11 protein-coding genes are annotated in these 13,253 nt (G+C 70.6%); 3 read left to right on the forward strand and 8 right to left on the reverse strand.

Features of this window, described 5'->3' with window-relative positions; genetic code table 11:
* Positions 1 to 13 precede the first annotated feature (13 nt).
* The 6 genes from AB0C16_RS00490 to AB0C16_RS00515 all read right to left on the reverse strand — a co-directional run bounded on the left by AB0C16_RS00490 (position 14) and on the right by AB0C16_RS00515 (position 7,513).
* Complete coding sequence (locus tag AB0C16_RS00490; protein ID WP_357677284.1) at positions 14 to 1,057, reverse strand: ABC transporter ATP-binding protein; 1,044 nt, start codon at positions 1,055 to 1,057, stop codon at positions 14 to 16.
* On the reverse strand, positions 1,054 to 2,031 hold the full coding sequence (locus AB0C16_RS00495) for an ABC transporter ATP-binding protein (RefSeq protein WP_357677286.1): 978 nt from the start codon (positions 2,029 to 2,031) through the stop codon (positions 1,054 to 1,056). Before AB0C16_RS00495 ends, AB0C16_RS00490 begins: the two co-directional genes overlap by 4 nt.
* Positions 2,028 to 2,912 (reverse strand): ABC transporter permease, encoded by an 885-nt coding sequence (locus AB0C16_RS00500; protein WP_357677288.1) that lies wholly within the window; start codon positions 2,910 to 2,912, stop codon positions 2,028 to 2,030. The genes AB0C16_RS00495 and AB0C16_RS00500 overlap by 4 nt, the downstream gene beginning before the upstream one ends.
* Positions 2,909 to 3,961 carry an ABC transporter permease gene (locus AB0C16_RS00505; protein WP_357677290.1) on the reverse strand — a complete coding sequence of 351 codons (1,053 nt, stop codon included), beginning with the start codon at positions 3,959 to 3,961 and terminating at the stop codon, positions 2,909 to 2,911. The genes AB0C16_RS00500 and AB0C16_RS00505 overlap by 4 nt, the downstream gene beginning before the upstream one ends.
* Positions 3,958 to 5,766: an ABC transporter substrate-binding protein gene (locus AB0C16_RS00510; RefSeq protein WP_357677292.1), complete on the reverse strand. Its 1,809-nt coding sequence runs from the start codon at positions 5,764 to 5,766 to the stop codon at positions 3,958 to 3,960. Before AB0C16_RS00510 ends, AB0C16_RS00505 begins: the two co-directional genes overlap by 4 nt.
* A gap of 118 nt (positions 5,767 to 5,884) precedes the next feature.
* Positions 5,885 to 7,513: an ABC-F family ATP-binding cassette domain-containing protein gene (locus AB0C16_RS00515; protein ID WP_357677294.1), complete on the reverse strand. Its 1,629-nt coding sequence runs from the start codon at positions 7,511 to 7,513 to the stop codon at positions 5,885 to 5,887.
* Between the two features lie 167 nt (positions 7,514 to 7,680).
* Between AB0C16_RS00515 and AB0C16_RS00520 the strand changes: the two genes are divergently transcribed.
* Positions 7,681 to 8,226, forward strand: coding sequence for a type 1 glutamine amidotransferase domain-containing protein (locus AB0C16_RS00520; RefSeq protein ID WP_357677296.1), 546 nt, complete (start codon positions 7,681 to 7,683; stop codon positions 8,224 to 8,226).
* On the opposite strand, the gene AB0C16_RS00525 is transcribed toward AB0C16_RS00520, so the two are convergent.
* Positions 8,216 to 9,640 carry a PLP-dependent aminotransferase family protein gene (locus AB0C16_RS00525; protein WP_357677298.1) on the reverse strand — a complete coding sequence of 475 codons (1,425 nt, stop codon included), beginning with the start codon at positions 9,638 to 9,640 and terminating at the stop codon, positions 8,216 to 8,218. The genes AB0C16_RS00520 and AB0C16_RS00525 overlap by 11 nt on opposite strands.
* Positions 9,641 to 9,728: 88 nt before the next feature.
* Between AB0C16_RS00525 and AB0C16_RS00530 the strand changes: the two genes are divergently transcribed.
* Both AB0C16_RS00530 and AB0C16_RS00535 read left to right on the forward strand, forming a co-directional pair.
* A complete protein-coding gene (locus AB0C16_RS00530) occupies positions 9,729 to 10,874 on the forward strand; it encodes an aminotransferase class V-fold PLP-dependent enzyme (RefSeq protein ID WP_357677300.1) in 1,146 nt (381 codons plus the stop codon).
* A gap of 102 nt (positions 10,875 to 10,976) precedes the next feature.
* Positions 10,977 to 12,506 (forward strand): amino acid permease, encoded by a 1,530-nt coding sequence (locus tag AB0C16_RS00535; RefSeq protein ID WP_357677302.1) that lies wholly within the window; start codon positions 10,977 to 10,979, stop codon positions 12,504 to 12,506.
* A 110-nt stretch (positions 12,507 to 12,616) separates the two neighbouring features.
* Here AB0C16_RS00535 and lipB read toward each other — a convergent pair whose 3' ends face one another.
* Positions 12,617 to 13,252 carry a lipoyl(octanoyl) transferase LipB gene (gene lipB / locus AB0C16_RS00540; RefSeq protein ID WP_357677304.1) on the reverse strand — a complete coding sequence of 212 codons (636 nt, stop codon included), beginning with the start codon at positions 13,250 to 13,252 and terminating at the stop codon, positions 12,617 to 12,619.
* Position 13,253: the final 1 nt, after the last annotated feature.

Below are 13,253 nucleotides of genomic sequence, written 5' to 3' on the forward strand. Positions count from 1 at the left end.
CGCCGGCGGGCCGTCAGGCCGTGACCTCCGCGTAGTGGCAGGCCACCTGGGCTCCGGAGACGGCCGGCAGCACACCGAGCGCCTCCGACCGGCACCTGCCGTCGACCCCCGCCTCGGCCGCCCGCCCGGAGGCCAGCACCTGGCAGCGGGCGTGGAAGCGGCAGCCACCGGGGATCCGCGTCGGGTCCGGCGGCTCGCCGGTCAGCACCACCCGCTCCGGCGACTCCGGCAGCACCGAGAGCAGCGCCTGTGTGTACGGGTGCCGGGGAGCGGTGAGCACCTGCTCCACGGGCCCGGACTCGACGATCCGGCCCAGGTACATGACCGCCACCCGGTCGGCGATGTTCCAGGCCAGCCCGAGGTCGTGGGTGACGACCAGCGCCGACAGCCCGAGGTCGTCGCGGAGCCCCAGCATCAGCGCGAGGATCTCGCCCCGCACCGAGGCGTCGAGCGAGGCCACCGGCTCGTCGGCGATCAGCACCTTCGGGTTCAGCGCCAGCGCCCCGGCGATCACCACCCGCTGCCGCTGCCCGCCGGACAGCTCGTGCGGGTAGCGCAGGAAGAACCGCTCGGGCGGGCGCAGCCCGGCCCTCGCCAGCGCGGAGGCCACGACCTCCCGCTCGTCGGGCAGACCGTGGATCCGCGGCCCCTCGGCCACCGCCTCGTAGACGGTGTGCCGCGGGTTGAGCGAGCCCGTCGGGTCCTGCAGGACGAGCTGCACCTCCCTGCGGTAGGCCTTGAGCGACCTGGAGCCGTAGTCGAGCGCGGTCCCGCCGTACACGACCGAGCCGGAGGTGGGGCGTTCGAGGCCGAGCAGGGTGCGCGCCAGCGTCGTCTTGCCGCAGCCGGACTCGCCGACCAGCGCCACGATCTCGCCCTCGGCGACGGCGAGGTTGACCCCGTCGACCGCGCGGGCGCGGCGCCCGCGCGAGGGGAACTCCACGCGCAGGTCGCGGGCCTCCAGCAGCGTGCCGCGGGTGGTCGTCACGGTCTCCGCGGCGGGAGGAGCCTGCTCGGACGCGCGGGACTCGCCCCCCGCGGCTTGCGTCTCGGTCATGAGACCTCCTCCTTCGCCCGTACGTGCACGCACGCGGCCGAACGCGCCTGGCCGGCGGGCCAGAGCTGGACGTCGAGGGTCGAGCACTCGTCCAGCGCCACCGGGCAGCGCGGGTGGAACGAGCAGCCGGTCGGGAGCTCCATGGGGTCGGGCGGGTCGCCGCCGAGGCCCTTGGGCGCCAGCCGGGAGACCGGGTCGCCCACGGTCGGGAACGCCGCCGCCAGCGCCCGGCCGTAGGGATGCCTGGCGTCGTGGAACACCTCGCGGGACGGGCCGTCCTCGACGACGCGGCCCGCGTACATGATCGCCAGCCGGTCGCACACGTCGGCCAGCACCGACAGGTCGTGAGAGATCATGATCAGTGAGATGCCGTGCTCGGCGATCAGCTGCTTGATCAGCGTGAGCACCTGCGCCTGGACCATCACGTCGAGGGCCGTGGTCGGCTCGTCGGCGATGATCAGCCGGGGTGAGCAGGCCAGCGCCATCGCGATCATCACGCGCTGCCGCTGCCCGCCCGACAGCTCGTGCGGGTAGCTGCCGGCCCGCCAGGTGGGCAGCCCGACCTGCTCCAGCAGCTCGGCCACGCGCTTGCGGGCGCCGTCGGGCTTGGCCAGGCCGTGCACCAGCAGCGGCTCGGCGATCTGGTCGCCGATGCGCCGCACCGGGTTGAGCCCGTGCTGCGCGCCCTGGAACACGATGGACGCCTCGGCCCACCGGACGGCCCGGAGCCTGCCCCACTTCATGGCGAGCACGTCCTCGCCGTCGAGCAGGATCCGGCCGCCGACGCGGGCGTCGCGCGGCAGCAGCCGCAGCAGCGCCATGGCCAGCGTCGACTTGCCGGATCCCGACTCTCCGGCGATCCCCAGCGCGGCCCCAGAGTCCAGGCTCAGCGACACCCCGCGCACGGCGGGCACCTCGCCCGTCGCGATGCGGTAGGTCACCGAGAGGTCGTCCAGTTCGAGAAGGGTCGTCATGCGCCCGCCTTCCGCAGTCGCGGGTTGAGCACCGACTCCAGGGCCCTGCCGCACAACGTGAACGCCATGACGACCGCGACGATGCAGAGGCCGGGGATGAGGATGTACCACCAGGCGCCGGCGTTGGCGGCGCCCCAGTCGTAGGAGCCGCGCAGCATGGTGCCCCATGAGGTCTTGTTGGCGCTGACACCGAGGAAGGCCAGGGTCGACTCGGTGACGATCGCGCTGGCCACCTCCAGCGTGGTGCTGGCCAGCAGCAGCGGCGCCACGTTGGGCAGCACGTGCCTGGTGGTGATGTGCCAGTGGCCGCCGCCGAGCGCCTTGGACCGCTCGATGTACGGCCTGGCCTCCACGGCGAGGGTCTGGGCCCTGATCAGCCGGGCGGTCGACGGCCACGAGGTGACCCCGATGGCCATGATGATCGTCAGCGTGCTGCCACCCAGGATGGCCGCCAGCACCAGGGCCGTCACCAGCGACGGCAGCACCAGGAACCAGTCGGTGACCCGCATCAGCACGGCGCCGAGCCAGCCGCGGAAGTGGCCGGCCGCGATGCCGATCACGGTGCCGATCCCGATGCTGAGCAGCGCGGCCAGGAAGCCGATGAGCAGGGAGGTGCGCGACCCCCACCAGACCATCAGCAGGATCGACCGGCCGGACTCGTCGGTGCCGAACGGGGAGTCGAGGCTGGGCGCGGCCATCTTGGCGCCCGTGCCGGTCACGACGCTGGTCACGCTCTCGTCGATGAACAGCGGCGCCACCAGCGCGAGCACGACCGCGACGACCAGCACGGCCAGCCCGATCACGCCGGGCCGCTGGCCGCGGAAGGTGTCCCAGAAACGGCCGAACGCGAGCCGCCTCCGGGTCCAGGCGACACTGGTCACGCCGACCTCACTCTCGGGTCGATGACGTGGTAGACGACGTCGGCCAGTGTGTTCATGAGGATCACCGACACGGTGAGCAGCATGAACGTGCCCTGCATGAGCGTGAAGTCGGGCACCCTGATCGCCTCGTAGAAGAGCTGCCCGAGCCCGGGCCAGCTGAAGATCGCCTCAACGGTGACGGCGCCGCCGACGACGAAGCCGATGCGCATGAAGACCAGCGTCACCGTGGGCAGCAGCGCGTTGGGCACCGCGTGGCGGCGGCGTACCTCGTCGTCGCGCAGGCCCTTGGCCCGTGCGGTGGTCACGTAGTCCTGGCTCACCTCGTCGAGCAGCGACGAGCGCATGACCAGCAGATACTGGGCGTAGATCACGGCGGCCAGGGTGAGGCAGGGCAGCACCATGTGCATGCCCACGTCGAGGAGGTAGGCGAAGCCGTCGGGGGCGTCGACGCTCTCGATGCCCCGGGTGGGGAAGATGCCGGGGATCGGGCCGATGCCGGCCGCGAAGACCATCAGCAGGAGCAGCCCCAGCCAGAACGTCGGCACCGACCAGAGCACCAGCGAGACGCCGGTGGAGAAACGGTCGAAGCGGCTGCCGGGTCGCCAGCCGGCCCGGATGCCCTGCCAGAGGCCGAGGCTCACCGCGATGACCAGCCCCGCGCCCGCGAGCAGCAGCGTGGCTCCGAGCCGATCCCCGATGAGGTCGACCACCGGCCGTTTGTACTCGTAGGAGGTGCCGAGGTCGAAGCGGAGCGTCTTGCCGACGAAGTCGAAGAACTGGTCGATCAGCGGCTTGTCCAGGCCGAGCCGGTGCCGCTCCAGGTCGAGCTGCTCGGGGGTCATGTTGCGGCCCTGCGCGAGGGCGCGCACCGGGTCGCCGGGCAACATGCGGAACGCGAAGAACGTCCCGACGATCACCATGGCGATGCTGAGCAACGCCCCGCCCGCCTTCGACAGCGCGTATCTCAGCGTGCCTCGGTGGGCGGGGCGCCCGTCACCGGAGCCCGCCGCCTGGACGGCGGGCTCCGCTGCGTCGAGCGGTGTTGTCATTCGCGCTCGTCCGCGACGCTCTTGCGCCGCCTGGTCAGGAAGAACGCCCCGAGGCCGATGACCACCACGGCGCCGACCACGCCGGCGATGAGGCCGGTGTTGGAGCCGCTCTCGGCGGATCCGGCGGCCGGGGCCGCGACGGCGTCCACGGTGTAGAACGGCCAGAAGCCGCTGCCGCCGTAGAGGATGCCGTTGTCCTCGGGGATCGGGGTGATGCTGGTGATCCGGTCCTTGCGGTAGCCCTCGAGGTCGTTCGGGTAGTAGATGGCGATCACCGGGGCGTCGGTGTAGAGGCGCTCCTGCATCTTCTTGATGATCTCGGCGCGCTTGGGCCGGTCGAGCTCCTTGAGCTGCTCCTGGTAGAGCTTCTCGAAGGTCTCGTCGCAGTAGAACGACTCGGTGCCGCCGCCCTCGCCCGACGGGGTGGGCCTGCGGCTGCACAGGTGCGTCGCCAGGACCTCCTCGGGGTCGGGGTTGACCGACCAGCCGCTGATCGCGATGTCGAACAGGGCGGTGGTGCCCGTCTCCTCGGTGAACTTGCTGGAGTCGAGCTTCTTGGTGGTCAGCGTGATGCCGATCTCCTTGAACCACCCGGTCAGGTATTCGGCGAGCTTGTCCTCGATCGGGGTGTCGGTGTGGATGCTGAAGCGGAACTCCAGCTTCTTGTCACCGTCGGGCATCGTGCGGACGCCGTCGGAGCCCTTCTTGTAGCCGGCGTCGTCGAGGATCTGGTTGGCCTTGGCGACGTCGTAAGTGATCTTGGTGTCGCCGCTCGCCTCCCAGAAGAAGTCGGTGTACATGGGCGGCACGATCGAGCCGTCGGCGGGCTTGGCCAGGCCGCCCTGCACCTCGTCGGCCAACTTCTGCTTGTCGATCGCGTAGTGCAGCGCCTGGCGCACCTTCGGGTCCTTCAGCGCGGGGTGGCCGTCGCCGATGGGCTTGTCGTCGCTGGTGGTGGCGCCGTGGTTGATCTGCAGGTAGCTCGCGCGGCGACCCTGCTGGTTCCACTGCACGATGTTGGGGTCGCCCTTGAGCGCCTCGAAGTCGGGCGGCGCGAGGCGGCCGATGAGGTCGATCTCGCCCTTCTTCAGGCCGACGATCGAGGCCGCGGGGTTGTCGTAGAAGATGACCTGCAGCTCGTCGATCTTGGGCGCGCCCCGCCAGTAGTCGGGGTTGGCCTTCAGCTTGACGTACTGGTCCTTCTTGTGCTCGACAGCGATGTACGCCCCGCTGCCCACCGCGGGGTAGGTCTCGGCGTCGTAGTTGGCCATGTCGGTGACCTTCTCCCAGACATGCTTGGGCATGATCGGGATCGGGTTCTCCAGCATCGAGGCCTGAGGTTCCTTGGTCTTGATGACCAGGTCCTGGCCGTTGGCCGTGACGCTCTCGAAGTTCTCGGCGGCCGGACCGTTGGCGGTCTTGGCCGCGTCATCGGTCATGACCTTGTTGAACGTCCAGGCGGCGTCCTCGGCCGTGACCGGCTGTCCGTCGGACCACTTGGCCTGGCGGATCTTGAACGTCCAGGTGAGGCCGTCTTCGGAGGTGGTCCACGACTCGGCCAGGTCGGGGCTCGGCTGCAGCGTCTTGGGGTCGGGCACGGTCAGGAAGCCGTACATCAAGCGGTGGATGGACGACGACACCAGCCGGACCGCGAGGAACGGGTTCATCGAGTCGACCGCCTGGGTCGCCCCGACACGGACGATCTTCTTCCCCGCGGCGGGCTCCTGAGCGTGGGCGATCTGGCCCTGTCCTGCTACTAACAGCGCGACGCCCAGCACAGCCAGGCGCGCGAACAATTTCTTCATGGTGCCTCACCTTCAGGCGGGGGGATCCTGTGTAGAGAAAGGCAAACGATACGAAGACCCCATGTCAACGAACTACGGAAAATTGTTTCATCTTCGTTTCCTGATTCGGTGTAAATTTTCAGATCGACTGGGAAACCTTTCCGCCGTCCACTCTGAGCCGGCGATCGACCCGCACGGCGTCGAGCATCCTGCGGTCGTGCGTGACCAGCAGCAGCGTGCCCGGATACGTCGCCAGCGCCGATTCGAGCTGCTCGATCGCCGGCAGGTCGAGATGGTTGGTCGGCTCGTCGAGCACCAGCAGGTTGACCCCTCTGGCCTGCAGCAACGCCAGGGCGGCGCGGGTCCGCTCGCCGGGCGACAGGGTCGAGGCGGCCCGCAGCACGTGGCCGGCCTTCAGCCCGTACTTCGCCAGCAGCGTCCGCACGTCGGCGGGCACCAGCTCGGGCGTGTGCCGCGCGAACGCCTCCAGCAGCGGCTCGTCGCCCTCGAACAACCTCCTGGCCTGGTCCACCTCGCCGACCACCACGCCGGGGCCGAGCGCGGCGTGCCCCTCGTCCAGCGGCGTGCGGCCCAGCAGGGCGCCCAGCAGCGTGGTCTTGCCCGAGCCGTTGACCCCGGTGATCGCCACCCGGTCGGCCCAGCCGATCTCCAGGTCGACCGGGCCCAGCGTGAACGTGCCGCGCCTGACCAACGCGCCGCGCAGCGTCGCCACGACCGCGCCCGAGCGAGGCGCGGCGGCGATCTCCATCCGCAGCTCCCACTCCTTGCGCGGCTCCTCGACGACCTCCATCCGCTCGATCAGCCGCTCGGTCTGGCGGGCCTTGGCGGCCTGCTTCTCGGTGGTCTCGACCCGCAGGTTGCGGCCGATCTTGTCGTTGTCGGTGGCCTTGCGGCGGGCGTTCTTCACGCCCTTCTCCATCCAGGCGCGCTGGGTGCGGGCGCGGGCCTCCAGCTGGGCGCGGGTGCCGGCGTACTCCTCGTATTGCTCGCGGGCGTGCCTCCTGGCCACCTCCCGCTCCTCCAGGTAGGCCTGGTAGCCGCCGCCGAACAGGCTGATGCGCTGCTGCGCCAGGTCGAGCTCCAGCACCTTGGTGACGGTCCGGGCCAGGAACTCCCGGTCGTGGCTGACCAGCGCCGTGCCGGCCCGGAGCCCGTTGACGAACCCCTCCAGCCGGTCGAGCCCGTCGAGGTCGAGGTCGTTGGTCGGCTCGTCGAGCAGGAAGAGGTCGTAGCGGCTGAGCAGCAGCGAGGCGAGCCCGGCACGGGCCGCCTGGCCGCCGGAGAGCGAGGTCATCTGCTGGTCGAGACCCACGGCCAGGCCGATCTCCTCCGACCGCTCCTCCAGGTCGGCGCCGCCCAGCGAGAGCCAGCGTTCGAGCGCCAGGCTGTAGGCGTCGTCGGCGCCCGGCCGCTCCTCCACCAGCGCCTGGGTGGCCTCGTCGAGGTCGCGCTGCGCCCGTGCGACGCCGGTGCGCCTGGCCAGGAACTCCTTGACCGTCTCGCCGGGCCGGCGGTCGGGCTCCTGCGGGAGGTGGCCCACCGTGGCGGTGGCGGGGCTGAGGCGTACGGTGCCGTGCTCGGGCCGGTCGAGGCCGGCCAGCAGGCGCAGCAGGGTGGACTTGCCCGCGCCGTTGGCCCCCACGAGCCCGATCACATCGCCGGGCCCGACCACCAGGTCGAGGCCGGAGAAGAGGACCCGCTCGCCGTGACCTGCCGTGAGATCCTTCACCACCATGGTCGCGCTCATGTAGCCCGATGCTAGGTCACCCGCCCGTCAGGGTGGGCCGGTGTCCCGCCTGCCGACCGCCGGCGCCGCCGCGGCGTGGGCCGGGCACACCCTGCACACAACCCTGCATACAACCCGACACCCCGGTAAGGGAGAGGAGGACACGCATCTCAGCAAGGGGGAGTCAGATGATCCGGGGAAAGACGATCGCGTTCCTCGTAGCCCCTGAAGGGGTCGAGCAGGTGGAGCTCACCGAGCCGTGGAAGGCGATCAAGCAGGCCGGCGGCACACCCAAGCTGATCTCCACCGGCTCCGGCCGGATCCGGGCCTTCAACCACCTCGACAGGGGCGACACCTTCGCCGTGGACGGCACGGTCGGCGACGTCTCGGTGGCCGACTTCGACGGCCTGGTGCTGCCGGGCGGCGTCGCCAATCCCGACTTCCTGCGCATGGTGCCCGAGGCGGTGCGGTTCGTGGGCGACTTCTTCGAGGCGGGCAAGCCGGTGGCCGCCATCTGCCACGCCCCGTGGACCCTGATCGAGGCCGACGTGGTGCGCGACCGGATGGTGACCTCCTGGCCGAGTCTGCAGACCGATCTGCGCAACGCGGGCGCCAACTGGGTGGACCGGGAGATCGTCGTGTGCACGGCGGGCCTCAACGTCCTCGTCACCAGCCGCAAGCCGGACGACCTCAAGGCGTTCTGTCAGGGGGCGATCGACGCGTTCAGCCAGTGACCGCGCGTCCCGGGCCGTCGGCGGCCCGGGCGATCTCGCCCAGGCGGCGCGCGCCTTCGGCGAGTTCGGCGAGGTCGGTGGCGGCGGCGAAGCCCACCCTCAGGTAGGCGCCCGGCGCCTCGGCCGCGAAGAAGTCACGGCCCGGCCTGATCGCCACACCCTGGGCCCGGGCCGCCTGCGCGACCTCGACGTCACCGCCGGGCAGCCGGATCCACAGGTGCAGCCCGCCGGCCGGCATACGGGTGATCGTCCAGCCGGGCGCCTCGCGGGTGAGCGCGGCGGTCAGGGTCGCGCAGCGCTCCCGCAGCGCCGCGGCCAGGGCCCGCAGATGCCGTTCCCAGGCCGGGGTGCTGACCAGCTCGACGGCCGCCTCCTGGAGGGGGCGGGCGATGAAGAAGTCGTCGACGAGCCGCATCGCGCGCAGCCGCTCCATCACCGGGCCCCGGGCGATCATGGCGCCGATGCGCAGGCTCGGTGCGGCCGGTTTGGTGAACGAGGTCAGGTAGACCACCGTGCCGTCGGGGTCGTCGGCGACGAGCGGGCGGGGCACCGCCCCGCCGTGCCCCAGGTGCCGTGCGAAGTCGTCCTCGAGGATGAAGGCTCCGGCGGCGCGGGCCACGTCGACGATCTGGCTGCGGCGGCCCGGCCCGAGCACGGTGCCGGTCGGGTTGTGAAAGGCCGGCTGGCAGTAGAGCAGCCGCGCCCCGCTGGTGGCGAACGCGTCGGCGAGCAGGCCGGGGCGGATCCCGTCGTCGTCCATCGGCACCGGGATCGGCCGCAGTCCGGCGGCACGGGCGGCAACGAGGGCCCCGGGGTAGGTCGGCGACTCGACCAGTATCGGACTGCCCGGCGCGGCGATCGCCCGGAACGCCATCGACAGGGCGCCCTGCCCGCCACCGGTGACGAGCACGTCGTCGGCGCTCACGTCGCCCCCCGCCAGCCTGGCGAAGAGCGTGCGCAGTGGCGCCAGGCCCGCGGTCGGCGCGCGGTCCCACCCGTCGGGCCGCCGCGCCGCCCGCGCCAGTGCGGCGGCCAGCGCCCTGGTCGGCTGAAGCGATCGATGAAGGTAGCCGCCGGCCAGATCGACGGCGTCGGCCGGAGGCGGGCCGAGCAGGCCGTTCACGGACGAGACGGTCACGCTGCGGTCTGCGAGCACCACGGCCTGCCAGGAGGTGTCGCCTCCGGCGGTGGCCGAGCCGGTGCGGCGGGCGGCCACGAACGTGCCACTGCCGGGGCGCGTCACGACGGCCCCCTCGGCGGCCAGCAGCGCGATGGCGCGGGCCACCGTCACCGGGCTGACGCCGTGCCGTCGTGTCAGGTCGCGGCTGCTCGGCAGCCTGGCTCCAGGGGGCAGCCCGGCGATCTGCGCTTGCAGGCTCGCGACCAGCACGTCGAAAGTGCTACTCTCTGACATGAGAAATGATAGTAGCGCTTTTGAGCCAGCCGGAGAAACGCTTCTCGACCTCACGGCGCTGCGAGCCGACACCCCTGGCTGCGCATCGATGATCCATTTCAACAACGCCGGCTGCGGCCTGCTGGCCCGGCCCGTCCTCCAGGCCATGCTCGACCACCTGGAGCTCGAAGCCCGCATCGGCGGCTACGAGGCGTCCGCCGCGCGTGCGGAGGAGGTCCGCGACTTCCACGCGTCGATCGCGGAGCTCATCGGATGCGCTCCCGGCAACATCGCCTTCGCCGGCAGCGCCACCCACGCCTACACCAAGGCGCTGTCCGCGATCGCCTTCGAGCCGGGCGACGTCATCCTGACCACACGCAACGACTTCATCTCCAACCAGATCGCCTTCCTCGCGCTGCGCAGGAGACACGGCGTCGAGATCGTGCACGCCCCGGACCTTCCCGGCGGCGGCGGGGTCGACATCGACGCGATGGCCGCCCTCATGCGCTCCCGCCGCCCCCGCCTCGTCGCCGTCACGCACGTGCCCACCAACTCCGGCCTGGTCCAGCCGGTGGCCGAGATCGGCCGCCACTGCCGCGAGCTCGACCTGCTGTACCTGGTCGACGCCTGCCAGACGGTCGGCCAGTACGAGATCGATGTCAACGAGATCGGCTGCGACCTGCTCACCGCCACCTGCCGCAAGTTCCTGCGCGGCCCACGCGGCTCCGGCTTCCTGTACGTGTCCGACCGCGTCCTGCGTGCCGGGTTCGAGCCGCTGTTCATCGACATGTACGGCGCCCGCTGGGTCGAGCCGGGACGTTATCGGCCGGTCGAGACCGCGGCCCGCTTCGAGGAGTGGGAGTTCCCGTACGCGACCCTGCTCGGCTGCGCGGCCGCCGTCCGGTACGCCCTTGACGTCGGCCTCGGCCCCATCTCCCGCCGCACTCCCGCGCTCGGCGACCGCCTGCGTGACCGGCTGGCCGCCATCCCCGGCGTCAGGGTCCTGGACCGCGGGCCGCGCCCGGCCGCGCTGGTGACCTTCGAGATCAGCGGCTGGGACGCGGAGCCGTTCAAGCAGGCCATGGACACCCGTGGCATCAACTCGGCGCTGAGCTTCCGGGAGTTCGCCCAGTTTGACTTCGCCGACAAGGACGTCGACTGGGCCCTGCGGCTGTCGCCCCATTACTACAACACCGAGGCCGAGGTCGACGCGGTGGCCGAGACCGTCGCCGACCTCGCAGACAAGCAGGGGTGAACGGGACGAGCGCGAAACCCACCTGTAACGCCTTGCTCCTACGATCGGAAAGGTCTAGATATAGACCAAATAGTGAGTTCTCCACGCCCCCCAGGGAGCCTCATGACCACCGAAGAGGATTCCAGGCGACTCGCCGAGCTCGGCTACAAGCAAGAGCTGGCCCGCACCTGGAGCGGGTTCTCCAACTTCGCCATCTCCTTCTCCATCATCTCGATCCTCGCCGGATGCTTCACCACCTTCGGCCAAGCCTGGAACAACGGCGGCCCCATCGCCATCTCATGGGGCTGGCCGTTGATCTCCGCCTTCATCCTGATCATCGGTTTCTGCATGTCGGAGCTGGTCTCCGCCTACCCGACCGCCGGCGGCATCTACTGGTGGGCCGCCAAGCTGGGCAAGCCGATCCACGGCTGGTTCACCGGCTGGCTCAACCTGATCGGCCTCATCGCGGTCACCGCGTCCGTCGACTACGGCTGCGCGACCTTCCTCAACATCACGCTCACCCGGCTGACCGGCGGCGGATGGGAGGGCACGCTGTCGCAGGCGTTCCTGCTGTTCGTGATCGTGCTGGGGCTCCACGCGCTGATCAACATCTTCAGCCACCGGCTCATCTCGTTACTGCAGAACATCTCGGTCTGGTGGCACGTGGCCGGCGCCGCGATCATCGTGGGCATCCTGATCTTCGCGCCCAGCGACCACCAGTCGCTCGGGTTCGTCTTCACCGAGACGATCAACAACTCCGGATTCGGCGACGGTGACGGCGGCCTGCCGTTCTGGCTGTACGTGCTGCCGCTCGGCTTCCTGCTGACGCAGTACACGATCACCGGCTTCGACGCGTGCGCGCACGTGTCGGAGGAGACCCAGGGAGCCGCCACCTCGGCGGCCCGCGGGCTCTGGCAGTCGATCTTCTACTCGGCCATCGGCGGCTGGATCCTGCTGCTGGCGTTCCTCTTCGCGGCGACGAACGTCGACGCGATCAACGAGCAGCAGGGCTTCGTCGGCGCCATCTTCGAGACGGCGCTCTCGTCCCCGCTGGCGACCGCGATCTTCGCGATCTCCACGATCGGCCAGTTCTTCTGCGGCATGAGCTGCGTGACCTCGATGTCGCGGATGACCTACGCGTTCTCCCGGGACGGAGCCGTGCCCGGCTGGCGGATCTGGTCGAAGATCGACCGCAACCGGACCCCGGTCAACGCCATCCTCGCGGGCTGCGCGGTGGCGGCGCTGATCACCCTGCCCGCGCTCTACGCCCCCGCCGGAACGACCACCCCGGTCGCCTTCTACGCCGTGGTGTCGATGGCGGTCATCGGCCTCTACCTGGCCTTCCTCATCCCGATCTGGCTCAGGCTGAAGATGGGCGACGACTTCACACCCGGGCCGTGGACGCTGGGCAAGAAGTATCGCGTGCTGTGCTGGATCGCGTGCGTGGAGATCGTGATCGTCTCGATCTACTTCGTCATGCCGTTCTCCCCCGCAGGGGTGCCCGGCAACGAGGGCTTCACCTGGACCTCGGTCAACTACGCGCCGATCGCGGTGGGGGTGGTGCTGATCGGCATCGCGCTGTGGTGGGTGTTGTCGGCCCGCCACTGGTTCACCGGTCCCCGACGCACGATCGACGAACTCCCCGTCCCCTGACGGTCTCCAAGCAGAGGGGTACGGCTGCCGTACCCCTCTGTTTGACCGGCGGCTCTGTTTGACCGGCGGCGCACACGATGCCGAGGTGCGGGCGTTTCCGCGCGACTGGTTCAGGATGCCTCGAAAGAGGCGGCCACGGCGACGCGGACGGAGTCCATCGCCGCGTCGCCCACCTCCCGCTTGAGCGAGGTCATGTCGACGTCGGGCATGCCGCACGCGACCGCCCACTGCCAGGGATCGAGGTCGCCGTCGACGTTGAGCGCGAAGCCGTGGCTGGTGACGCCGCGGCTCTGGCGCATGCCGATCGAGGCGATCTTGCGCCCGCTCTCGGAGGTCCAGACGCCGGTCAGCAGCTCGGAGCCGGGCGGGGTGTCGCGGCGCTCGGCGGCCAGGCCGAGCTCGCCCAGCGCCTCGACCAGCCGGAGCTCCACCTCGCGCACGTAGTCGACGATCCGCTCCTCCTCGCCCAGCTTCACGATCAGGTAGCCGACCAGCTGGCCGGGACCGTGATAGGTGAGCTGGCCCCCGCGGCCGGTCTCGACCACGGGGATGCCGCGCGAGGGGTCGGGCAGGTGCGCCTGCGGCGTGCGGCGCCCGATGGTGTAGACCGACGGGTGGCTGAGCAGCCAGAGGGTGTCCGGCCGTTCGTCTCGCTGGCGCTCGCCGACGAGGTCGGTCATGCGCTCCATCGCCTTGTCGTAGTCGACCAGCTCATCCTGGATGAGCGTCAGCGGCCTTGCCTCCATG

This window comes from Nonomuraea sp. NPDC048916, assembly GCF_040649575.1.
Lineage (GTDB): Bacteria > Actinomycetota > Actinomycetes > Streptosporangiales > Streptosporangiaceae > Nonomuraea.